20 protein-coding genes are annotated in these 21,362 nt (G+C 63.0%); 8 read left to right on the forward strand and 12 right to left on the reverse strand.

The features are described from left to right. The first annotated feature begins 24 nt into the window (after positions 1 to 24). On the forward strand, positions 25 to 363 hold the full coding sequence (locus GR198_RS01560) for a cupin domain-containing protein (protein WP_011655128.1): 339 nt from the start codon (positions 25 to 27) through the stop codon (positions 361 to 363). Here the strand turns inward: GR198_RS01560 and GR198_RS01565 are convergent, their stop codons facing one another. Next, entirely contained in the window at positions 364 to 1,317 is a 954-nt protein-coding gene (locus GR198_RS01565; protein ID WP_011655129.1) for a LysR family transcriptional regulator, read from the reverse strand. A 174-nt stretch (positions 1,318 to 1,491) separates the two neighbouring features. Between GR198_RS01565 and GR198_RS01570 the strand changes: the two genes are divergently transcribed. The 7 genes from GR198_RS01570 (at position 1,492) to mmsB (ending at position 8,687) form a co-directional block, all read left to right on the forward strand. Beyond that, a complete protein-coding gene (locus GR198_RS01570; RefSeq protein ID WP_029874930.1) occupies positions 1,492 to 2,697 on the forward strand; it encodes an ABC transporter substrate-binding protein in 1,206 nt (401 codons plus the stop codon). A 5-nt stretch (positions 2,698 to 2,702) separates the two neighbouring features. After that, entirely contained in the window at positions 2,703 to 3,485 is a 783-nt protein-coding gene (locus tag GR198_RS01575) for an ABC transporter ATP-binding protein (RefSeq protein ID WP_029874929.1), read from the forward strand. Beyond that, positions 3,485 to 4,186, forward strand: coding sequence for an ABC transporter ATP-binding protein (locus tag GR198_RS01580; RefSeq protein WP_003547796.1), 702 nt, complete (start codon positions 3,485 to 3,487; stop codon positions 4,184 to 4,186). Before GR198_RS01575 ends, GR198_RS01580 begins: the two co-directional genes overlap by 1 nt. A 4-nt stretch (positions 4,187 to 4,190) precedes the next feature. Next, positions 4,191 to 5,078, forward strand: coding sequence for a branched-chain amino acid ABC transporter permease (locus GR198_RS01585; RefSeq protein WP_003547797.1), 888 nt, complete (start codon positions 4,191 to 4,193; stop codon positions 5,076 to 5,078). A gap of 1 nt (position 5,079) precedes the next feature. Continuing rightward, entirely contained in the window at positions 5,080 to 6,069 is a 990-nt protein-coding gene (locus GR198_RS01590; protein WP_029874928.1) for a branched-chain amino acid ABC transporter permease, read from the forward strand. 131 nt (positions 6,070 to 6,200) lie between these two features. Beyond that, entirely contained in the window at positions 6,201 to 7,796 is a 1,596-nt protein-coding gene (locus GR198_RS01595; protein ID WP_029874927.1) for a GMC family oxidoreductase, read from the forward strand. Positions 7,797 to 7,805: 9 nt separating this feature from the next. Continuing rightward, on the forward strand, positions 7,806 to 8,687 hold the full coding sequence (gene mmsB, locus GR198_RS01600) for a 3-hydroxyisobutyrate dehydrogenase (RefSeq protein ID WP_029874926.1): 882 nt from the start codon (positions 7,806 to 7,808) through the stop codon (positions 8,685 to 8,687). Between the two features lie 7 nt (positions 8,688 to 8,694). Here mmsB and GR198_RS01605 read toward each other — a convergent pair whose 3' ends face one another. From GR198_RS01605 to GR198_RS01655, 11 genes are all read right to left on the reverse strand, one after another. Then, positions 8,695 to 9,744 (reverse strand): DUF2218 domain-containing protein, encoded by a 1,050-nt coding sequence (locus GR198_RS01605; protein WP_029874925.1) that lies wholly within the window; start codon positions 9,742 to 9,744, stop codon positions 8,695 to 8,697. Continuing rightward, positions 9,741 to 11,729: a Fe(3+)-hydroxamate ABC transporter permease FhuB gene (gene fhuB / locus GR198_RS01610; RefSeq protein WP_029874924.1), complete on the reverse strand. Its 1,989-nt coding sequence runs from the start codon at positions 11,727 to 11,729 to the stop codon at positions 9,741 to 9,743. Before fhuB ends, GR198_RS01605 begins: the two co-directional genes overlap by 4 nt. After that, complete coding sequence (locus GR198_RS01615; protein ID WP_029874923.1) at positions 11,722 to 12,597, reverse strand: ABC transporter substrate-binding protein; 876 nt, start codon at positions 12,595 to 12,597, stop codon at positions 11,722 to 11,724. The genes fhuB and GR198_RS01615 overlap by 8 nt, the downstream gene beginning before the upstream one ends. A 3-nt stretch (positions 12,598 to 12,600) precedes the next feature. After that, positions 12,601 to 13,380, reverse strand: a complete 780-nt coding sequence (locus GR198_RS01620; RefSeq protein WP_029874922.1) for an ABC transporter ATP-binding protein — start codon at positions 13,378 to 13,380, stop codon at positions 12,601 to 12,603. A 94-nt stretch (positions 13,381 to 13,474) separates the two neighbouring features. After that, positions 13,475 to 15,634 (reverse strand): TonB-dependent siderophore receptor, encoded by a 2,160-nt coding sequence (locus tag GR198_RS01625; protein WP_029874921.1) that lies wholly within the window; start codon positions 15,632 to 15,634, stop codon positions 13,475 to 13,477. A gap of 165 nt (positions 15,635 to 15,799) precedes the next feature. Next, positions 15,800 to 16,684 (reverse strand): helix-turn-helix domain-containing protein, encoded by an 885-nt coding sequence (locus tag GR198_RS01630; RefSeq protein WP_029874920.1) that lies wholly within the window; start codon positions 16,682 to 16,684, stop codon positions 15,800 to 15,802. A 126-nt stretch (positions 16,685 to 16,810) separates the two neighbouring features. After that, positions 16,811 to 17,569: a fumarylacetoacetate hydrolase family protein gene (locus tag GR198_RS01635; RefSeq protein WP_029874919.1), complete on the reverse strand. Its 759-nt coding sequence runs from the start codon at positions 17,567 to 17,569 to the stop codon at positions 16,811 to 16,813. A 79-nt stretch (positions 17,570 to 17,648) separates the two neighbouring features. After that, positions 17,649 to 19,028 (reverse strand): FGGY-family carbohydrate kinase, encoded by a 1,380-nt coding sequence (locus tag GR198_RS01640; protein ID WP_029874918.1) that lies wholly within the window; start codon positions 19,026 to 19,028, stop codon positions 17,649 to 17,651. Next, positions 19,025 to 19,345: an L-rhamnose mutarotase gene (gene rhaM / locus GR198_RS01645; RefSeq protein ID WP_003547822.1), complete on the reverse strand. Its 321-nt coding sequence runs from the start codon at positions 19,343 to 19,345 to the stop codon at positions 19,025 to 19,027. Before rhaM ends, GR198_RS01640 begins: the two co-directional genes overlap by 4 nt. Next, positions 19,342 to 20,349: an ABC transporter permease gene (locus GR198_RS01650; RefSeq protein WP_027665616.1), complete on the reverse strand. Its 1,008-nt coding sequence runs from the start codon at positions 20,347 to 20,349 to the stop codon at positions 19,342 to 19,344. Before GR198_RS01650 ends, rhaM begins: the two co-directional genes overlap by 4 nt. Continuing rightward, complete coding sequence (locus tag GR198_RS01655) at positions 20,346 to 21,347, reverse strand: ABC transporter permease (protein WP_003553868.1); 1,002 nt, start codon at positions 21,345 to 21,347, stop codon at positions 20,346 to 20,348. The genes GR198_RS01650 and GR198_RS01655 overlap by 4 nt, the downstream gene beginning before the upstream one ends. Positions 21,348 to 21,362: the final 15 nt, after the last annotated feature.

The raw sequence follows: 21,362 nt of genomic DNA on the forward strand, positions 1-21,362 counted from the left end.
CGATTCTGGAACGAGGAGGCGGAAATGTCGTCAAGCGATCTGTTCGTATCGGCCGAAGGCGCCGAATGGGTCAATCCCGAGCCCGGCGTCGTCAGGCGCATCATGACCTATCTGCCCGAGATGATGATGGTGGAAGTGGCCTTCGAAAGTGGCGCCGTGGGTGCGGCCCATTCGCATCCGCACATTCAGGCGAGCTATGTAGCCGAAGGCAGTTTCGAAGTGACGATCGATGGCCGGACCGAGGTGCTGAAACAGGGCGGCAGCTTCATCGTGCCCCCCAATCTGGTCCACGGCGTCAAGGCGCTGGAAAAGGGCCGGCTGATTGATGCATTCACTCCGCACCGGGCCGAATTCCTGAAATAGTCAGGTTTCCACCTTTGCCCGGCGCGCCGGACCGGCGGCGGTGACATAGGGCGGTACGAAGCGCGTATCCTCGCCGCGCACCGCCTCGCGCAGGAAATCGATGACGGCGCGCACGCGCGGCGCCTGTTTCAGGTCTCGGTGGCAGGTGATCCAGTAATGGCGCTTGAGGTCGATTTCCTCCGGCAGCACGCGCACGAGTTCGGGATAACGGCTGGCGAAGAAATAGGGCAGGATGCAGAGGCCGAGGCCGTTTCTGGTGGCAGTCAGCTGCGCGAAGATGCTGGAGCTCTGGAATTGCGGCTTGATGCGCGGGTGCACATCGCCGAGATAATCCAGGCCCGGCGCGAAAATCATCTCCTCGATATAGCTGACGAAAGGATGGCCGAGCAGGTCTTCGCGGCAGGTGATCGGCGCTGCCTTCGCCAGATAGTCGCGCGAGCCATAGACCTGCAGGTGGTAGTCCGTCAGCTTCTCGGCGAAATAAGCCCCGCCCTTCGGCTCGTCGAGAACGACGGAAAGATCGGCCTCCTTTCGCGACAGCGACATGATCTGCTGGATCGTCACCAGTTCGAGCGAGAGATGCGGATGCTGGGCGGCAAACTGCGGTAGCACGGTTGCGAAGAAGAAATTGGCAAAACCCTCCGGTGCGCTCAGCCGCACCAGGCCGCGCTGCGCCATCGAGCCGGCGGCAAGATCGGCGCGCAGCCGCTCGGTCTCCTGCTCCATCTTCTCGGCCGTCTCGACGAAGCGCGTGCCCATGGCGGTCAGCACATAGCCGCGCGGATTGCGCTCGAACAGCTTGACCTTGAGGGTGAACTCCAGCCGGTCGATGCGGCGCGAGACGGTGGCATGGCTGGAACGCAGCTGACGGGCCGCGGTCGACAGCTGTCCGGTGCGGGCGACGGCTAGAAAAAACTGCAGATCGTCCCAAGTAAACTGCGGTGGATTGTTCATCGCGATCCTCTCTGTTCAAAAATGAACAGATACTGTTTGGAATTAGTTGTAAATCACCCGTTGCCTCAGGGCGGAATTTCCGTGATCGTAAGGTGAGGGTCGGTCGTTCTGAGGAATACGGCTGGCCAAATTTGAACAGATCCGCAATCTGGCCAATCTCTGGGAGGAGAGAATATGCGTAAGAATCTCATTGCATCAGTTGCATTTCTGCTTGCGAGCAGCACTGCGGTGCTCGCGCAGAGCGCGACCGACGGCAAGGTCAAGATCGGCATCCTGAACGACCAGTCGGGTGTCTATGCCGATTTCGGTGGCAAGTCCTCCGTCGAAGCCGCCAAGATGGCGGTCGAAGATTTCGGCGGCAAGGTGCTCGACGTTCCGGTCGAGATCGTCGATGCCGACCACCAGAACAAGCCTGATATTGCCTCCAACATCGCCCGCCAGTGGTACGACACCGAGCAGGTGGATGCGATCATGGAACTGACAACGTCGTCTGTGGCGCTCGCCGTGCAGGCGATCGGCAAGGAGAAGAAGAAGATCGACATCGTCACGGGTGCTGCGACGACCGATCTCACCGGCAAGGCCTGCTCGCCTTACGGTTTCCATTGGGCCTACGACACCCATGCACTCGCCGTCGGCACCGGCGGCGCACTCGTCAAGCAGGGCGGCGACAGCTGGTTCTTCCTGACGGCCGATTATGCCTTCGGCTACTCGCTGGAGCAGCAAACCAGCGATTACGTCAAGGCGAGCGGCGGCAAGGTCGTCGGCGCCGTCCGCCATCCGCTCTCGACCCAGGACTTCTCGTCCTTCCTGCTGCAGGCGCAATCATCCGGCGCCAAGGTGATCGGTCTTGCCAATGCCGGCCTCGATACCGCGAACGCCATCAAGCAGGCGGCCGAATTCGGCATCACCCAGGGCGGCCAGCATTTGGCGGCACTGCTCTTCACGCTCGCCGAAGTCCATGGTCTCGGCCTTGAGGCGGCCCAGGGCCTGACGCTGACGGAAGGTTTTTACTGGAACCGCGACGACGAAAGCCGCGCCTTCGCCAAGAAGTTCTTCGCCCGCACCGGCAAGATGCCGAACATGATCCATACCGGCACCTATTCGGCGGTGACGCAATATCTGAAGGCGGTGCAGAAGGCCGGTACCGACGAAACGGAAGCCGTCGCCAAGCAGCTGCATGAAATGCCAGTCGACGACGTCTTCGGCCGCGGCGGCACGGTTGGCGCCAATGGCCGCATGATCCACGACATGTACCTGCTACAGGTCAAGAAGCCTTCCGAAAGCAAGGAGCCGTGGGATTACTTCAACGTGCTCGCCACCATTCCCGGCAAGGAAGCCTATATCGATCCCGCCAAGAGCGGCTGCGATCTGGTGAAGTAAGCACGATGGCGGTTTCCGCAATTGAAACTCAGGAAAAGCCGCGGGTGGTATTGTCCGCCCGTGGCCTGCGCCGCGATTTTGGCGGCTTCACGGCCGTCAAGAACGTCGATCTCGACGTGCATGATGCAAGCGTGCATGCACTGATCGGCCCGAACGGCGCCGGCAAGACGACGGTCTTCAACCTGCTGACCAAGTTCCTGCAGCCGACCTCAGGCACCATCACGCTGATGGGCACCGATATTACCAGGACGCCGCCCGACAAGGTGGCGCGCATGGGGCTGGTCCGCTCTTTCCAGATCTCGGCGGTCTTCCCGCATCTGACCGTTCTCGACAATGTCCGCGTGGCGCTGCAGCGGCCGAACAATCTTTCCACACAGTTCTGGCGGCCGCTTTCCGCACTCGACCGGCTGAACGAGCGGGCCGAGCAACTGCTCGCCAGCGTCGGGCTGTCCAAGGAGCGCGATCACATCGCCGCAGATCTTTCCTATGGCCGCAAGCGCGTGCTGGAGATCGCCACCACGCTGGCATTGGATCCGAAAGTGCTGCTGCTCGACGAGCCGATGGCCGGCATGGGGCAGGAGGATGTCGGCGTCGTCTCCTCGATCATCCGCGAGGTCGCCCGCGACCGCGCCGTATTGATGGTCGAGCACAATCTCTCCGTCGTCGCCAATATCTGCCAGCATGTCACCGTGCTGCAGCGCGGCGAGATCCTCGCCGCGGGCGATTATGCGACCGTCAGCCAGGACGAGCGCGTGCGTGTGGCCTATATGGGCACGGAGGAGCATTGATGGCCACTCTCCTCGAAGTCCAGGGGCTCAATGCCTGGTACGGCGAAAGCCACGTCCTGCACGGCGTCGACATGCGCGTGGCCGAAGGCGAGACGATCACCATTCTCGGCCGCAACGGCGTCGGCAAGACGACGACGCTGCGCACCATCACCGGCATCGTGCGGGCCCGTAAGGGCAAGATCAGCTTTGACGGCAGCGATATGATGCAGGTGCCGCTGCACAAGACGGCGCATCGGGGCATCGGCTTCGTGCCGGAGGAGCGCGGCATCTTCTCGACGCTCACCGTTTCCGAAAACCTGCTGCTGCCGCCTGTCGTGGCAGGGGGCGGCATGACGCTCGACGAGATCTACGAGCTCTTCCCCAATCTCTACGAGCGCCGCGCCAGCCCGGGCACCAAACTGTCAGGCGGCGAGCAGCAGATGCTGGCGATCGCCCGAATCCTCCGCACCGGCGTCAGGCTGCTCATTCTCGACGAACCGACGGAAGGGCTTGCCCCCGTTATCGTCCAGCGCATTGGCGAGGTGCTGAAGACGCTGAAGGAACGTGGCATGACGATCCTGCTCGTCGAGCAGAATTTCCGTTTCGCCAGCCGTATTGCCGATCGCTTCTATCTGATGGATCATGGGCAGATGGTGTCGGAATTCCCGGTCGGTGAACTGCCGCAGCGCATGGATACGCTGCACAAGGTTCTGGGAGTGTGACCAGATGACGATGATCTTCGGCATTCCACTGCAGGCGCTGTTCGGCCAGCTACTGATCGGCCTGATCAACGGCTCGTTCTACGCGCTGCTCAGCCTCGGCCTCGCCATCATCTTCGGCCTGCTCAGGGTGATTAACTTCGCCCATGGCGCGCAATATATGCTCGGCGCCTTCGTCGCCTACCTGCTGCTGACCTATGCCGGCATCGGCTACTGGCCGTCCTTGATCCTGGCGCCCGTTATCGTCGGCCTTGCGGGTGCAATCATCGAGCGGCTGTTCCTACGCCGGCTCTACGATCTCGATCCGCTCTACGGCCTGCTCTTCACCTTCGGGCTGGCGCTCGCGGTCGAGGGCACCTTCCGCTATCTCTACGGCTCTTCCGGCCAGCCCTATGCAACGCCGGCGGCCCTTGCCGGCGGGGCCAACCTCGGCTTCATGTTCCTGCCGATCTATCGCGGCTGGGTGGTCGTCGTCTCGCTCGTCGTCTGCCTCGGCACATGGCTGCTGATCGAGAAGACCAAACTCGGGGCTTACCTGCGTGCCGCCACCGAAAACGCCGTGCTGGTGCAGGTCTTCGGCGTCAACGTGCCGGTGCTCTTGACGCTCACCTACGCGCTCGGCGCCGGTCTTGCCGCTTTTGCCGGCGTGCTGGCGGCGCCGATCTACCAGGTCTCGCCGCTGATGGGCTCGAACATGATCATCGTCGTCTTCGCCGTCGTCGTCGTCGGGGGCATGGGATCGATCATGGGCGCGATCATCACCGGTTATGTGCTCGGCATTGCCGAGGGCCTGACCAAGGTCTTCTATCCCGAGGCGTCCAACATCGTGATCTTCGTCATCATGGCGATCGTGCTTCTCATCAGGCCGGCGGGCCTCTTCGGACGGGATGCTTGACATGGCCGACATCACCGAAACCATCCAATCGGAAAAAAGCCGAACCGCCCTTTCGGTGCAGGCGGGTTTCCTGGTCGCCGGGCTGCTGCTTCTGCTGCTGGCGCCGTTCTTTTTCTATCCGATCTTCCTGATGAAGCTGCTCTGCTTCGCGCTCTTTGCCTGCGCCTTCAATCTGCTGCTCGGTTATACCGGCCTGCTGTCCTTCGGCCACGCCACCTTCTTCGGCGGTGCCGCCTATTTCACCGCCTATACGGTGAAGGAATGGGGCCTGCCGCCGGAACTCGGCATCCTCATCGGCGTGGCGGGTGCGGCGTTTCTCGGTCTCGTCATGGGTTTCTTCGCCATCCGCCGCCAGGGCATCTATTTCGCGATGATCACGCTGGCGCTGTCGCAGATGTTCTTCTTCTTCTGCCTGCAGGCGGAGTTCACCGAAGGCGAGGACGGTATCCAGTCGGTGCCGCGCGGCCATCTCTTCGGTTTCATTGACCTGAACAGTTCGACCAACATGTATTATTTCGTGCTGGCTGTCTTCCTCGTCGGCATCTTGATCATCTGGCGCTTTATCAATTCGCCCTTCGGCATGATTCTGAAATCGATCCGCGAAAATGAGCAGCGGGCAATCTCGCTCGGTTATTCCGTAGCGCGCTACAAGCTCGGCGCTTTCGTCATGTCGGCAGCGCTTGCGGGGCTCGCGGGCGCGGTGAAATCGATCGTCTTCCAGTTCGCGACGCTGACCGATGTCGCCTGGCAGATGTCGGGCGAGGTGATCCTGATGACGCTGCTCGGCGGCATCGGTACGCTGATCGGCCCGCTCTTCGGCGCCGGGCTGGTGGTGGTGCTGGAAAACTACCTCGCCACCTCGGAATTCCCGGTGACGATCATCACCGGCATCGTCTTCATGGTCTGCGTGCTGATCTTCCGCCGCGGCATCATCGGCGAATTCTACGCCTCGCGGCTGGGGCGGAAACTGGGCTTCGTCTATCGCCGCTGAACGGGCGGACCTCTCTCTTTCCGGAAAGAATTACTCTTTCGGAAAAGAGACGGGCGGCGGCGCTGCGACTCTTCCTCTCCCCGTGCCGCGGGGAGAGGGAAGCGGCAAGCATCTGGAGTCTCATGCGGGGCATGGATCGTTACGACTACATCATCGTCGGGGCAGGCAGCGCCGGCTGCGTGCTCGCCAACCGGCTGTCTGCCGACGGCAGGAGCCGGGTGCTGCTGCTCGAAGCCGGCGGCAGCGACAACTACCACTGGATCCATATTCCGGTCGGTTATCTTTATTGCATCAACAATCCGCGTACCGACTGGTGCTTCACCACGGCGCCGGAAGCGGGATTGAACGGCCGGGCGCTGAGCTATCCGCGCGGCAAGGTGCTCGGCGGCTGTTCGTCGATCAACGGCATGATCTACATGCGCGGCCAGGCGCGCGATTACGACCTCTGGCGGCAGATGGGCTGCAGCGGCTGGGGCTGGGACGATATTCTGCCCTTCTTCCGCAAGTCGGAGGATTTTTATCGCGGCGAAGACGAGATGCATGGTGCCGGCGGCGAATGGCGCATCGAGAAAGCGCGCGTGCGCTGGGCCGTGCTCGATGCCTTCCAGCAGGCTGCCAGGGAAGCGGGCATCCCGGAGACTGCGGATTTCAACCGCGGCAGCAACGAGGGCTCCGGCTATTTCGACGTCAACCAGCGTTCCGGCATTCGCTGGAATACCTCGAAGGCCTTCCTGCGGCCGGCGATGAGGCGCTCCAACCTGACCGTCCTGACCAAGGCGCAGGTTCGGCGGCTGCTGGTGGAGAAGGGTGCCGTTGCCGGTGTCGAATTCCAGCATCGGGGCGTAGCAAAACGCGCCTACGCGGCGAAAGAAACCGTCCTGTCAGCCGGATCGATCGGTTCGCCGCATATCCTGGAACTGTCAGGCATCGGCAGGGGTGAGGTTCTCCAGCGGGCCGGCGTCGATGTCGTCACCGAGGTGAAGGGTGTCGGCGAGAACCTGCAGGACCATCTGCAGCTGCGTCTGGTCTACAAGGTGACGGGGGTTCCGACGCTGAACGAGAAGGCGACGAAGCTGATCGGCAAGGCGGCAATCGGGCTCGAATATCTCGTCCGCCGCTCCGGGCCGATGGCGATGGCGCCGAGCCAGCTCGGCATCTTCACCCGATCGGGCCCGGACCGGGAAACGCCCGACCTACAATATCATGTGCAGCCGGTCTCGCTGGAGAAGTTCGGCGATCCCGTCCATCCTTTCCCGGCAATCACCGCGAGCGTCTGCAATCTGAGGCCGGAAAGCCGCGGTTCGGTCCACCTGTCCAGCCCGGATTTTGCCGCCCAGCCGACGATCAGCCCGAAATACCTCTCGACGCAGCGCGATCGTGACATAGCTGTTCGTTCAATACGGTTGACGCGCAAGATCGTCGCGCAGCCTTCGTTTGCCCGTTTCAGGCCGGAGGAATTCAAGCCGGGGCCTGCCTATCAGACGGAGGCCGATCTGGAGCGGGCGGCGGGCGAGATCGGCACGACGATCTTCCATCCCGTCGGCACCTGCCGCATGGGCGCCGACAGGGACAGCGTCGTTGATCCCAGGCTGAGACTGCGGGCGCTCGGCAAGCTCAGGATTGCCGACGCCTCGGTGATGCCGTCGATCACCTCGGGCAACACCAATTCGCCGACCATCATGATCGCCGAAAAGGCGGCAGCGATGATCCTCGAAGACAATCGATAGGAGAAGACCATGGCAAGGATCGCATTCATCGGCCTCGGCAACATGGGTGGGCCGATGGCGGCCAATCTGGTCAAGTCAGGTCACGAGGTCCTCGGCTTCGATCTCGCGGCTTCGGTGCTGAAGGCGGCCGAGGAGAGCGGCGTCAAGCCGGCAAGCCATGCCAGCCAGGCGGTCAAGGATGCGGAGACCATCATCACCATGCTGCCGCAGGGCAGACACGTGCTGACGGCCTGGACCGATATCCTGCAGTCCGCCGCGCAAGGCACCCTGGTCATCGATTGTTCGACCATCGATGTCGAAAGCAGCCGCAGGGCGCATGAGATGGCCAAGGCCGCAAGCTGCCTGTCGCTCGACGCCCCGGTTTCCGGCGGCACCGGCGGGGCGACCGCGGGCACGCTGACCTTCATGGCCGGCGGCTCGGAAGACGCCTTCGCTAGGGCAAAACCAATCCTCGCGGCCATGGGTAAGAAGATCGTCCATTGCGGTGAGGCCGGCGCCGGCCAGGCGGCGAAGATCTGCAACAACATGATATTAGGCATTTCGATGGTGGGCGTCTGCGAGGCTTTCGTGCTCGCCGAAAAGCTTGGCCTCTCGCATCAGGCGCTGTTCGACGTCGCCTCGACCTCGTCAGGCCAGTGCTGGTCGATCAACACCTATTGCCCGGTGCCCGGACCGGTGCCGACCTCGCCGGCGAACAACGACTACAGGCCAGGCTTTGCCGCGGCTCTGATGCTGAAGGATCTCAGGCTCTCCCAGGAAGCGGCGCTGGCGAGTGGCGCCTCCACGCCGCTCGGCGCGGAAGCAGCGCAGCTTTATGCACTCTTCGACAAGCTGGGACATGGCGGAAGGGACTTTTCCGCCATCATCGAGATGTTCCGCGAGAAGGCGTAAGCGGCACTCAGCGCTCCCAATAGGCGCCGATGCTCATCCTCTGGCGATCGTGGCCGCGCTCGGTTTTCAGGAAGTCGCGAATGCGCTTGGCTTCCGCCCTTTCGCAGCCCGCCCAGACGAAAGTATCGGCATCCGCATCGGTGAGCGCGTTCTTGATTGATTTCTCGATCATATCAAGCGTGCCGGCAGGTTTGCCGTTTCGATGAATCCAGGTGACATCGACAATGCCCGCCGAGGGCAAGGGCTGTTCTTCCGCGACGCTGTCGATTTCAAGGAAGATCTTGAGCCGCCTTCCGGCGGGGATCTCGGCGGCGATGCGGGAGATGGCGGGCAGCGCCGTCTCATCACCGGCAAGGATTATCGACGTTGCGTCGGGAACGCCGCCGCCGCCCGGTCCGAGGGCTCCGGCTATGTCGCCCGGCTTGGCGTTGATCGCCCATTCGGCGCCGGGCATGTTCTCGCCCTCATGCAGAACGAAATCGATCTCCATCTCGCGCCGCTCCAGATCGATGCTGCGGATCGTGTAGATGCGCACGGTTAGCGCGTCTTCGCCGCTCGCCCAGTGGATGCGGCCGTCGGTGCGCAACTGCGGCCAGACGGGCGGGCGTCCCTTCGGCGGAATAAGCAGGCGGAAATGCAGGCCGCCATCGGCAAAATGCCTGGCATCGTCGCAGGCGACGGTGACCCGGCGCATATGCGGGGTGATATTTGTAGCGCCGATGACGCGGATTTCGCGCAGATCGGGCAGGCGGTCCGCCTTTGGAGCATCGGACCAGGTGAGCTCCAGCGTCGCCTCGCCGGCAAAGTCGAACAGGTGTTCGGCAAGGATGGCCCTCGCATTCTGCAGCGCTCGCGCGCTCCGGCAGGAGAGCTCGATCGCGAGTGCCCGGCCGTCTCGACTTATATCGGCCTTGCCGATTATCGTCTCGACTGTGACGGCGTCACCGTTTCGGGTGACGGTGCCGTGCTCGACGAAATGCGTGCAGATCTCGTCGAGCATTCTGCCGGGGTCGGCGGTGACTGCGACGCCGGATACTGCAAATCGTTCAGCCATCATTGCTGAACCTCCTTTCGCGAAAGCAGCCAGATGAGATAGGGGCCGCCGATCAGGGCCGCGAAGAGGCCGACCGGCACCTGGTAGGGGTAGATGACGACGCGCGACAGCCAGTCCGCCACCATCAGCACGCCGGCGCCGAAGAGAAGGCTCGCTGTCAGCTGGTGGCCGGGGGCGCGGAAGCCGGCAAGGCGGGCAAGATGCGGCGCAATCAGGCCGGTGAGGCTGAGCGGCCCGACGAGGAAGGAGGCGATCGCCGTCATCAGCGCGGCGAGGATGGCAAGCGCCAGTCGGCTTGCCCCGACATGAAGGCCGGCGGCGCGGCTGGGGCCGGCGCCAAGCGGCAGGATCGTCAGCCAGCGGCTGAGGAAGGGCAAGGGCGCTGTCAGCACGACGAGCGAGATGATGGCCGTCCAGGCTTCGAAGGCGCCGGCGCGGTTGGTCGAGCCGGAAAGCCATGTCAGCAGGATGTAGCCGCGCATATCGCCCTGGGCGAGCACCATGGTCACGATCGCCATGGCGAAAGCGCCGATGCCGACACCGGCTAGCAGCATGCGTTCCGGCGAGAATTGCGCGCGGGCTGATATGGCGATCATCGCAAGGAAGGCGGCCAGCGCGCCGAGCGCCATGGCAAGCAGCATGATGATGGGCGAGGGGAAGCCGAAGAGGAAGAGCGCCACGGTCAGACCCGCACCGGCACCGCTGCTGACGCCCAGGACCTCGGGGCTGGCGATCGGATTGCCGGTGACGCGCTGCATGATGAAGCCGGCTGCCGCCAGCATGGCGCCGGCCCCGGCCGCCACGATCGTTCGCGGCAGTCGGAAGGGCAGGAGATCGGCCAAGAGCGAGCCGGTCGCGACATGCCAGCCGTCCTCGGCAGGGCCGAGGGTGACGACGACGGCAAAGATCAGGGCGAGAGCAGTAAAGAGCGCGCCAAGGGCCAGAAGCGGCTTAGCGAGCCTGTTCAGCGCTGCGGTCGATTGGGCGGCAACGGCGGAAACGGAATACACACTGGGCAGCAGGCAGAGCAATAAGGGACCGCCGAGCAGGGCGGTCGCGGCTCCCGTCGGCGCAAGATCGGTGAAGCCGGGGCCGAGGATCTGGGTGAGGCAATCGGTCAGGAACAGCAGGCCGGCGCCCATCAGCGGCGCTGTCAGCATCAGTTTGCCGGTGCTGCGCGCGCCGGCAAGCCTTGCGATCGCGGGGGCGGCGAGCCCGACGAAGCCGATCACGCCGACCTCTGATATCACCGAGGCGGCAAGCCAGACGGCGAGCGCGACGATCGCCAGGCGGGTCGAATGCAGGGCAAGGCCGAGGCTCCTGGCGCCGCTGTCGTCGAGGGCAAGGATACGGAGCGGCCGCACCAGGAGAAGAGCGGCGGCAAAGCCGAGGATAAGCCGGGGGCCGAGCGAGAGCGCGCCGTTCCAATCCTGCTGACTGAGCGAACCGGCGCCCCAGATGTAGATCGACATGGCATATTCGCCGCGCGAAAGGATCAGCGTGACGCTGACGGCCGAGGCGATCAGGCTGACGATCAGGCCGGAGAGTACCACGGTCACCGGATCGAGCCCGCGCCGCCAGCTCAAAGCCAGCACGATGGCGACAGCCGCGAGTCCGCCGCCGAAGGCGGCCATCTCGCGCGAAAATCCGATGAGCAGGGGCGAGAAGCCTATGGCCGCCGTCATTGCCAGTTCCGCCCCGGAGGCAATGCCGAGCGTGGAAGCATCGGCGATCGGATTGCGCAGGACACGCTGCAGCAATGTGCCGGAAAGGCCGAGTGCCGCGCCGGTGATCAATGCCAGCATGGCGCGGGGCATGATGCTGTTCCAGAGCAGCACGCTGTTCAGCATGGCTGCATCGGGATCGCCGTGCGGAACCTCAGGACGCGTTACGATGAGGACTGCGAAGGCCGTGATGCAGAGTACGGGCAGTAATATCGCGAAGACGGGCGTGCCCGCGTTGCCTGCGGGCTTGGCGCGGCTAACCATTCCATGCATGCGCAAGCCCCTCCGCCAGAAGATCGGCAAAGCGGCCGGCCGCCGGCAGTGCGCCATAGGGATTGATCGAGCCGAGTATCAGCACGCGTTTTTCGCGCACGGCCGGCAACGCATTCCAGAAGCTGCTGGCCGCGAGCGTGGCGAGCGCATCGGCCGGGTGTGGCGGGATCATCACGATCCAGGCGTCGGGCATCGATGCCAATATCTCGATGCCGACGGGAGCGGCGGCCGAGTAGCTGGTCTGAGCCTGCCAGGCATTGGTGAGGCCGACGCGTTTCAGCACCTCGCCGAACATACTGTCAGAGCCGAAGACGCGGAAATGCCTGGCATCGCCAAGATTGATCGGAATCACCGGCCGCCCGTCGCCGGCGGCAAGGACCGCCCGGTAGCGGTCGAGCCTGGCTGCAAGCTCTTCGGTCAACTGTCTCGCTGTGGCAAGCTGCAGACGCTCGCCGATCGCAAGTGTGGCATGTTCGGCCAGCGCGAAGGGGCTTTCGCCGGGTTTGTAGATCGCATGGCTTTCCACAGGCGCGACCCCGCGCATGCGTTCGTCTGCCCAGGCATAGAAGTTCGAGTTGAAGATCAGGTCCGGGCGTGCAAACCGCAGCACCTCGAAATTCGGCGTGCCGCGCAGGCCGAGATCGGCGGTCGTGGCCGGCACGTCAGGCGTGACCGCCACCTCGCGGAATTGCCGCAGTTCCGTTGCCGCAACGACATTCGCGCCGATTGCCAGCAGGGTTTCAAGCAGCGCCCAATCGAGCGTCGCGACGCGCAAACCCTGCGCCGCCCGCAAAAGCGCGGGGGCGGAGAGCGAGGCCGCCGCACCGGCCAGAAACTGCCTGCGGGAGAAAAAAGCCATGGCCTACAACAGATAGCTGACCGGCTCGTTTCGAACCGGATGCGGGAAGACGCCCATTCCGACGCCGAAGATCGACTGAAGCGTATCGGCCTGCATGATCTCTGAGGGCGTGCCCTCGGCGGTGATCCGGCCGCGGTTGAGCGCGATGATCGCGTCGCAATAGCGCGCGGCGAGGTTGATATCGTGCAGCACGATGATGACGGTCAGCCCGCGTTCATGGCTGAGTTCCTTGACCAGCGAGAGAACGCTGGCCTGATGGGCGAGGTCGAGCGCCGACGTCGGCTCGTCGAGCAGCAGGCAGCGGGCGTCCTGGGCGAGCATCATGGCGATCCAGGCGCGCTGGCGTTCGCCGCCGGACATGCTGGCGACGAGACGATCGGCAAAATCCTCGAGCTCGGTGCGGACGATCGCCTCCTCGACCATGTTGCGGTCCGTCGCGGTGAAGCGGCCAAGCGTGCCGTGCCAGGGAAAACGGCCGAGTGCCACAAGTTCCCGCACGGTCATCCCGTCGGTCGCCGGCGTGAATTGCGGCATGTAGGCGACGTGCCGGGCAAAGGCCCGGCTGCCCCAGTCACCCGCCGGCCTGCCGTCGAAGGAGATGGCGCCGGATTTCGGCCCGACCTGGCGGGCGATGATCTTCAAAAGCGTACTCTTGCCGGAGCCGTTCGGCCCCACCAGTCCGTAAATGCGGCCGCGCTCAAACGTCAGGTCGATGCCGGACAGGATGGATTTCGGCCCGATGGCATAATCTATCGCCGACAGGGCAAGGAAAGGCGAAGGCATGGTCTGCTCCAGGTTCGGCGCTGCAAACGGGTTCGGGAGGGCAGGCCCTCCCTTTCCCCACAGGTTCCTGCAAAACTAAACTCAGATTGTCAACTTACCACTTCCTGCTGAGCTTGAAGGTGACGGTGCGGGCATCGCCGTAACCGCAGACGGTCAGCCCGCCGCAACCCTTGACATATTCCTTGTCAAAGAGGTTCGCGACGTTGAGCGAGGCGCCCCAGTTTTCCTTCTCGTAGCGGATCGCAGCGTCGACGAGGGTGGCGGCCGGCACCTTCTCGGTATTGGCCTCGTCGGCCCAGGACCAGCCCTGATGGCGGACGCCGGCGCCAAAGCTCATGCCCTCGAAAGCCCCTGTCGTCAGCGTATAGTCGACCCAGAGAGAGGCGGTCACCTTCGGGACGATATAGGGTGAATTGCCGACCAGCGCCGGATTGGCGTCGTTCTCCATCACCTCCATGTCGGTATAGGCGAGCGATGCGAGAACCTTCCAGTTCTCGTTGATATTGACCTTGCCTTCGAGTTCGGCGCCGCGCGAAACCACTTCGCCGAGCTGGCTCTGGGCGAAGGTCAGCGGATTGGTCACCGTGTTGTTGCGCTTGGTGATGTGGAAGACCGAAGCGGTCAGCGAGCCGTCGATGAAGGCCGGCTCATACTTGATGCCGCCTTCGAACTGCTCGCCCTCTTCCGGCTTCAACGCGCCGGAAACACCGGTGCCGACAAGCGGGTTGAAGAAAGTCGCGGCGCTGACATAGGGCGTCAGGCCGTTGTCGAACTCATAGGCAAGGCCGATGCGGCCGCTGAGCGCGCTGTCGTTGGTGCTGTAGGTCGTGCCGATTACGGCGTCCTGGTCGATATCGACATAGTCGTAGCGGCCGTTGAGCGTCAGTAGCCAGCCATCGCCGAAATGGATCCGATCCTGGGCGTAGACGCCGATCTGGTTCTTGGTGACGACGCCGTCCGCATAGACGAAATTGGCGCCCTGTGTCGTGCCATAGGTGGGATCGGTTGCGCTGATCGAATTGGAGCCGCAGCAGGACTGCCAATTTTCCAGGCGATAATAGGTGTAGTCGAGCCCGACGAGAAGATTATGCGTGGCGCCGCCGATTTCGGTCTCGCCTTCGAGCCGGTTGTCGATCGAGAAGCTATCGACCCCCGAGCGGCCTTCGAAACCGATGCGCGCCAGCTGGTAGTCCGGACCCGTCGGCACGCCGCCGACCCAGCCGTTCAGGTAGGGGCCGATCTCATGCTTGTCGAGATGGCCGTAGCGCGCATTCTGCGAGAACTTGATGCCATTGTCGAATTCATGCTCGAATTCGTAACCGATCATCTTCTGCACATAGCTGCCGTTGTCGATATCGGGCTCGCCATAGAAGGCGTCGCGGTCGATCTTGCCGAAAGGCGCATCCTCGACGGTGCCGACATAGGGGAAGAAGCCGTTGCCGGTATGCACCTGGTCGAGCCCGGCGAGGTAACCCCAGACCGTGAGGCTCGTGCTGTCATCCGGCGAAATGGTGAGCTGCGGCATGATGAAGCCGCGCAGATCCTCGGAAAAATCCGAATAATTGTCGCCGCCGGCAACCTTGCCGGTGATGCGATAGCTCATCGCTCCGCTGGAGCCGACCTTGTCGGAGACATCGAAGCCGGTGAAGGCGTTGCCGTTGCTGTTGATGCCGATCTCGGTATAGAACAGCGGCTCGTCGAGCGGGCGCTTGCGGACGATATTGACGATGCCGCCTGGGTTTGCGCCGCCGTAAAGCACGGAGGCCGGACCCTTCAGCACCTCGACGCGCTCCAGCATGAAGGGATCGAGCTGGAAGCCGCCGAAGCCATAGCTGAACAGCGTCAGATTATCGAAGAAGACGCCGGTCTGCGTCGCGTCGAAGCCGCGGATATAGAACCAGTCGGTATCGCCGTCGTTGCCAAAGGGCTGCGACGTGACGCCAGGCGTATAAAGCAGCGCCTCGTCGATCTTGTTGGTAATGCCGCGATCGTCCATTTCACGGGTGCCGATGACGGAGACGGATTGCGGGATTTCGTTGAGCGGGGTGTCGCTCTTCGAGCCGGCGGAGGAGTTCTTGGCGACATAGCCCTTGACCGGACTGGTGGCGGTGTCGCCGCCGCCCTGGATGACGATCGGCGCGAGCTCAGTCGAATTCGCTTCCTGTGCCGCGGCGGAGCCCGCGATCAGGCCGGCGATCGCCACTCCTGCCAATAGAATTACCTTGAAATTGAGACCCCTGGTCTGCCCGCGCATATGTCCTATACCCCACTCGTGCCGCGCGATACCGCGTGCGGCGAAGCCCTGAATAAGATGAGTGATTAACTCAGTTTTACCGGGGTGGATTGTCGCGATCGGGGAAAATTGAACGTTTTTGGGTAATTCTCCGCGTTGCAAACAATTGCCCGCCAAGCGTTGCAATCAGGCAACTTGTGCCTTCTTCCAGCTCGCCGGCGTGATGCCGACATGCTTGCGGAAGACGCGGGTAAAATGCGCCTGATCGGCAAAGCCGGTTTCGGCGGCGATTGCGGTCAACGCATTTTCGCTTTCGACAAGCAGCCGCTTGGCCCTGTCGAGCCGGGCATTGGTCTGCCATTGATGCGGAGCGATGCCGGTCGAGGCCTTGAACGCATGGCTGAAATGCGATTGCGACAGGCCGGTCAGGCCGGCGAGTTCCTCGAGGCGGATATTGCGCAGGCAGTGTTCCTCGATGAATTCGGTGGCGCGGCGAAGCTGCCAGGAGGCCAACTTGCTGCGTTTGCGCGGCATCGCCTTGGCAATCTTCAGGACATCGATGATCAGCGCCAATGCCAGGCCGTCGCCATAGAGATCGTGCAGCGGCTCCGGATTGAGGCATTCGGCGGCGACCAGCTGTGCGAGCGACAGCACCCGCTCATCGGAAAACAGAAGCTGCGGACTTTCCAGACGGCGCGGATCGATATCCTCCATCAGCCGGCGGCTGACGGTCTCGGTGTCGAAATGGATGTCGAGGTGGCGCACCGAATGCACGTCGGTCAGATCGGCCCAGACTTCCATGCCGGCCGGCACATAGGAGATCGGCCGTTTCTCCGTGTCCTGGACGGTGCCCTGCGCCTTCGGCGAGAGCTTGATACGCGAATTGCCCGGTCCCCGCTTATCGAGCATGATGAACAGCCGCGGATCGCGCGAGACGTAATAGCCGCCGGCATAGGAGGCGCATTCCACGTCCCAGACATCGGCGACGATGCCGTTCCACAGGCGGCGATGCACGCCGCCGATGACGGAAAAGCCCTGGATCTTGTTCTGCATCCGCGGTTGAAACGTCATTTCCACTTCCGCCTCCGGCCATGCGCCGAAAGTAAACCTTCAATTTGTACTCAAGTTTATTAGCGCAGGCGGAACCGGATGGCAATTGCCAAATCCGGCACCAAACCGGGGAAAACTAGGGTCAAATCAAGCCTTCGACACCGAGAAGCTGAGCCTGATGTCGCCGAGCAGGATGTCGATCTCGCCGGGTTCGGTCAGTTCGATTGCGCCGCTCAACGTGCCTGTGGTGATGAGCGCGCCTGCCTTCAGCGATGTCCCGGGGCGCAAGCCGTCATTGGCGTAATCGACGAGCCAGGTGAGAACGTCGCCTTTCGGATGCTGTGCTGGACCATCATAGATCTTACGGCCGGCATGGGTGACCTTGAGCGGCGTGCCGGCGGCGGTATCGACGACGCTTTTTTCGACCTCCGGGCCGAGCACGTAGCCGCTATTGCCGAGGCGGTCGGCGACGAACAGCAGAAAGGAAACGCTGCCGCTTTCCCTCACGGCGCTGACCAGCAGCTCGGCGCCGAGGTAGACAGCGGAAATCGCCTCGACCACCTCAGTGCGACTGTAGGGAATGCCCGCGCGGACCGGGAGGTCGCTGCCGAGGCGGACGGCGATCTCGGTCTCGAATTTCAGGCCCGGATACCACGGAATGGCGGCGCCCGAAACGGCTTCGGCATAGGGATACAGCGGAGCGGTGACCGCCTGGCCCTGCGGCGAGACCGTCACCTTCCAGGCATTGCTGGAAATACCGTCTGCAGCAGTGAGCAAATTCTGCGCCTCCATCGCCTGATGGAGATCGGCTGGCAGCGCGAAACTGTCCGTTGCCTCCTGCCGGCCGGTCTGGCGCAGGCTGTGAAGCCGGGTGGCAAGAGCGCGCGGATCGAATGTCTCTGTCATGCTATCTCCTCGACATGATTTTCGAGGTGCCACACTAGCGAGAAGGCAGGGACGAACAAGGCCGCTTTTGGAAAGACTCCTATTCCATCGCCGCGTACCAGCGGGTCCGATAGGCGGTCAGTCCGGGAATATTGGTCGGCGGAACATGCGTCTCGGCACCCGAGACCGGCCGGATGCCGGTGAGAAGCGCCGCCCCCTGGCTGGTGCCGGTCGAACCGGGAAGGGCCATGACCTCGCGACCGGTCAGGGCGGCAAGCAGCTTGAGATAGGTCCCATTCAGCGCAAAAGGCCCTTCGACGATAATAGAGCCTTTGGCGCCGACCAGTCCGAGGCAGGCATCGGTCATCAAAGCGAGATAGAGACAGGCAGCGGCAGAGCGCTCCTCGCGGCTGGCCTCTTCGGCACCGATCCAACGGCTTGTCTTTCCCGGAAAGGGCCCGGAACCGGGGGCGATATTCGGCAGGAGCATCGTGCCCTTGCCGATAACCGGGCCGATTGCCGCCTGAGCGGCTTTTTCGTCGACAGGACCGATTTCGGCCGACAGGATCTCGAATTCCCGCCCACCCATGAAACGGGAAGAGGGGACGGCACGGCCATAGGCATCGACATTGGCGAGCGCATCGCGTTTCGGATCGAGATGATCGAGATCGCCGCCGACGCCGAAATTGATGACCCATGTGCCGGTGGAGACGACGGCGAAGGGTGCGGCCCGATGAACCAGATGCGGCAGCAGCGACGCGTTGGAATCGTGAATGCCGCAATAGACCGGCACGGGGGACGTGAGGCCGAGCTCCGCGGCGATGTCGGGCAGGACCGGGCCGAGGGCATCGAAGGCGGAGCGGATCGGCGCCATGAGGTCGCGGATGGCGAGCCTGTCGACGAGCGAGGAATAACTACCGGCCCTCGGGTTCCAGAGGTCGGTATGGCAGCCGAGCGAGGTCAGCTCATTGGCGGCAACACCGGTCAGCCGCCCCGTCCAATATTGCGCATAGGTGAGGATGGTCGCCACCGCGGCGAATTCCTCGGGAAAGACGGTCTTCTGGTAGTGCAGCTGGGCGCCGACATTGAGACCCATCGCCAGGCGCGGCGAGAAGGTTTCGTCGAAGGAGGGGCGGAGTGCCGTATAGGCGTCGCGGATTTCCTGAGGATATTCGTGTTCGTAGTCGATGACAGGCATGGCAAGCGTGCCGTCCCGGGCAAGGAGTGCTGCGGAGGCGCCATGGGTGGTAATCGAAATGGCGTCGAAGCCGGGCTCGCGCGCAAGGCTCTTCAGCGCATCGAGCGCAAAGGACCAGAGAGCCTCTACGTCGTAATGCGGATAGAGACCGGTTTTGATCGCGATATTCGGCCGTTTCAACACGGCGATCTCGGCGCCGGTCTCGCTGTCGAGGACGACGACCTTGGCATTGGTCTTGCCGATGTCGAGGACGGCGATGCGGCGATAGGAGGTGGCGTTCATGGCATATGGAAGACGGTGACCAGGTCGCTCTGGACCGGTGAATTATCGGGATTGGTCGCCATGATATCGGCCATATAAGCCCACCATTTTTTCACGACCGGATGCTCCGGCAGGCTCGCCATCGTGTGGTCGGCCGGCCGCGTCAACACGCCGAACAGCGTGTTGGTCTCGCGGTCGAGATGGATGGAATAGTCGCTGGCGCCTGACTTGTGCAGAAGATCGACCAGTTCCGGCCAGATCTCGTCATGACGCCTGCGGTATTCGGCTTCCATGCCGGGATTGAGCTGCATTTTAAAGGCGTGTTTTTCTAAAGTCATCGGGAGCTCATGACCTTGATGCGGCGGGCGATGATCGGGATGGCGATGGTGATGATGAGAAGCAGGCCGATGAAGATCGACATGACGATACCGGGCACGTTCAGCAGGCCGAGGCCGAAGGTGACGAGGCCCATGACGAAGGCGGCGATGACGACGCCGACGATGGTGCCGGAACCGCCGAGGATCGAGATGCCGCCGAGCACGACCATGGTGACGACCTCGAGTTCCCAGCCTTGCGCGATCGACGGCCGGGTCGAGCCGAGGCGTGAGGTCAGGCAGACGGCGGCAACGCCGCTCATGACGCCGGTCAGCAGGAAGAGGATGAATTTGACGCGTTCGACCGGAATGCCGGAGAAGCGGGCGGCGAAGTCGTTGTTGCCGATCGCATAGACCTGCCGGCCGAAATTCGTCGCGTGCAGCAGGATGGCGAAGAGGATCGCCAGCACGATGAACAGCACGAATTCGAAGGAGAACACCCAGACGACATAACCTTGGCCGAAATAGGCGAAATCCGCAGGGTATTTGCCGTAGGCCTGATCGCCGAGCACGATATAGGAGATGCCACGGAAAAGGCTCATCGTGCCGATGGTGACGACGATCGACGGCAATTTCAGCACCGAGACCAGGACGCCGTTGAAGGTGCCGCAGGCAAGGCCGGTGCCGATGCCGATCGCGACCAGGCCCGGTGTGCCGATGCCGGCCTGCGCTGCCGCGCCCATCGCCGTCGAGGCGAGCGCGATGATCGCAGCCACCGAGAGGTCGATCTCGCCCGATATGACGAGCAGCGCCATGGCGAAGGCGATCATCGCCTTTTCCGTGAAGTTGAAGGTGGCGTCCGAGAGGTTCCAGGCATCGAGGAAATAGGGCGAAGCCAGCGAATTGAAGATGAAGATCAGGACGGCGACGGCAAAGAGCAGCACTTCCCAGCTCGCGATAATGCGACGAAAGGGTGTGCCGAGGCGGTCGGGGATGACCCGCTTTTCGTGTGTGGACACGGTGCTCATGCTGCGGCCTCCGTTCTGATCTCGGCTGCGGCGCGATCGCGCAGGATGATGCGGCCGCGGTTGCGCTCGCGCCTGGCGTTGAAGGCGACAGCGAGAATGATGACGGTTCCGGAGATCGCCATCTGCGTGAAGGGTGAAATACCGATCACCGGCAGCGCATTCTTGATGACGCCGAGGAAGAGCGCGCCGAGCACGGTGCCGGCGACCGAGCCGACGCCGCCGGCAATCGAAATGCCGCCGATGACGCAGGCCGCAACGCTGTCGAGTTCGAAGCCGTTGGCGATATCGACATAGGCAACAGCATAACGCGACACCCAGAGATAGCTCGCAAGGCCGGCGAGCGCGCCCGACAGAACGAAGGCCAGGAATTTCGTCCAGCCCGTATCGATGCCGGCATAGACGGCCGCGGTTGGATTGCCGCCGGTCGCATAGGCCGAGCGGCCGAACTGGGTGTATCTGAGCAGAACATACATCAGAAGCACGATGACGATGCCCACCCAGCCGAGAACCGGCAGGCCGAGGATCGGCGTGCGCGGCACCGACAGGAAGACCGGCGTCATCTGGTGGGCATTGACCCACGCTCCGCCCGAGAGCACGAAGGCCATGCCGCGATAGATGGTCAGCGTGCCGAGTGTGACGACGATCGGTGGGATTTCGAGCGCCCAGACGAGAAAGCCGTTGATGGCGCCAAGGCAGGCGCCGATGACGATCGCGGCAAGGATCAGCACGACGAGCGGCAGGTCGGGATAGGCGGCATTCATCATCGCGATCGCCATGCCGGTGAAGGCGAGGTTGGCGGCGACCGACAGGTCGATCGATTTCGTCAGGATGACCGTCATCTGCGCGAGCGCCAGGATGATCAGGATGGAGGTATCGTTGAAAATGCCGGCGAGATTCTCCGGCGTTGCGAAATCGGCAGCGCGCGTCGAAAAGATCGCGATCATCACCACGATGATGAGGAACAGCAGGGTTTCGCGTTTTCTGATCAGTCTTGCCATGCTCTTACCTTGCAT

The sequence above is a fragment of the Rhizobium leguminosarum genome, from assembly GCF_010668065.1.
In the GTDB taxonomy this organism is placed as follows: Bacteria; Pseudomonadota; Alphaproteobacteria; order Rhizobiales; family Rhizobiaceae; genus Rhizobium; species Rhizobium leguminosarum_S.

Coding starts and splice junctions, on each gene's coding strand:
- GR198_RS01570 (WP_029874930.1), top strand. CDS start 1,492: ATGCGTAAGAATCTCATTGCATCAGTTGCATTTCTGCTTGCGAGCAGC.
- GR198_RS01625 (WP_029874921.1), bottom strand. CDS start 15,634: ATGCGCGGGCAGACCAGGGGTCTCAATTTCAAGGTAATTCTATTGGCA.
- rhaM (WP_003547822.1), bottom strand. CDS start 19,345: ATGACTTTAGAAAAACACGCCTTTAAAATGCAGCTCAATCCCGGCATG.
- fhuB (WP_029874924.1), bottom strand. CDS start 11,729: ATGGTTAGCCGCGCCAAGCCCGCAGGCAACGCGGGCACGCCCGTCTTC.
- GR198_RS01560 (WP_011655128.1), top strand. CDS start 25: ATGTCGTCAAGCGATCTGTTCGTATCGGCCGAAGGCGCCGAATGGGTC.
- GR198_RS01650 (WP_027665616.1), bottom strand. CDS start 20,349: ATGAGCACCGTGTCCACACACGAAAAGCGGGTCATCCCCGACCGCCTC.
- GR198_RS01630 (WP_029874920.1), bottom strand. CDS start 16,684: ATGACGTTTCAACCGCGGATGCAGAACAAGATCCAGGGCTTTTCCGTC.
- GR198_RS01585 (WP_003547797.1), top strand. CDS start 4,191: ATGACGATGATCTTCGGCATTCCACTGCAGGCGCTGTTCGGCCAGCTA.
- GR198_RS01575 (WP_029874929.1), top strand. CDS start 2,703: ATGGCGGTTTCCGCAATTGAAACTCAGGAAAAGCCGCGGGTGGTATTG.
- GR198_RS01640 (WP_029874918.1), bottom strand. CDS start 19,028: ATGAACGCCACCTCCTATCGCCGCATCGCCGTCCTCGACATCGGCAAG.
- GR198_RS01605 (WP_029874925.1), bottom strand. CDS start 9,744: ATGATGGCTGAACGATTTGCAGTATCCGGCGTCGCAGTCACCGCCGAC.
- mmsB (WP_029874926.1), top strand. CDS start 7,806: ATGGCAAGGATCGCATTCATCGGCCTCGGCAACATGGGTGGGCCGATG.
- GR198_RS01595 (WP_029874927.1), top strand. CDS start 6,201: ATGGATCGTTACGACTACATCATCGTCGGGGCAGGCAGCGCCGGCTGC.
- GR198_RS01590 (WP_029874928.1), top strand. CDS start 5,080: ATGGCCGACATCACCGAAACCATCCAATCGGAAAAAAGCCGAACCGCC.
- GR198_RS01565 (WP_011655129.1), bottom strand. CDS start 1,317: ATGAACAATCCACCGCAGTTTACTTGGGACGATCTGCAGTTTTTTCTA.
- GR198_RS01580 (WP_003547796.1), top strand. CDS start 3,485: ATGGCCACTCTCCTCGAAGTCCAGGGGCTCAATGCCTGGTACGGCGAA.
- GR198_RS01620 (WP_029874922.1), bottom strand. CDS start 13,380: ATGCCTTCGCCTTTCCTTGCCCTGTCGGCGATAGATTATGCCATCGGG.
- GR198_RS01635 (WP_029874919.1), bottom strand. CDS start 17,569: ATGACAGAGACATTCGATCCGCGCGCTCTTGCCACCCGGCTTCACAGC.
- GR198_RS01615 (WP_029874923.1), bottom strand. CDS start 12,597: ATGGCTTTTTTCTCCCGCAGGCAGTTTCTGGCCGGTGCGGCGGCCTCG.
- GR198_RS01655 (WP_003553868.1), bottom strand. CDS start 21,347: ATGGCAAGACTGATCAGAAAACGCGAAACCCTGCTGTTCCTCATCATC.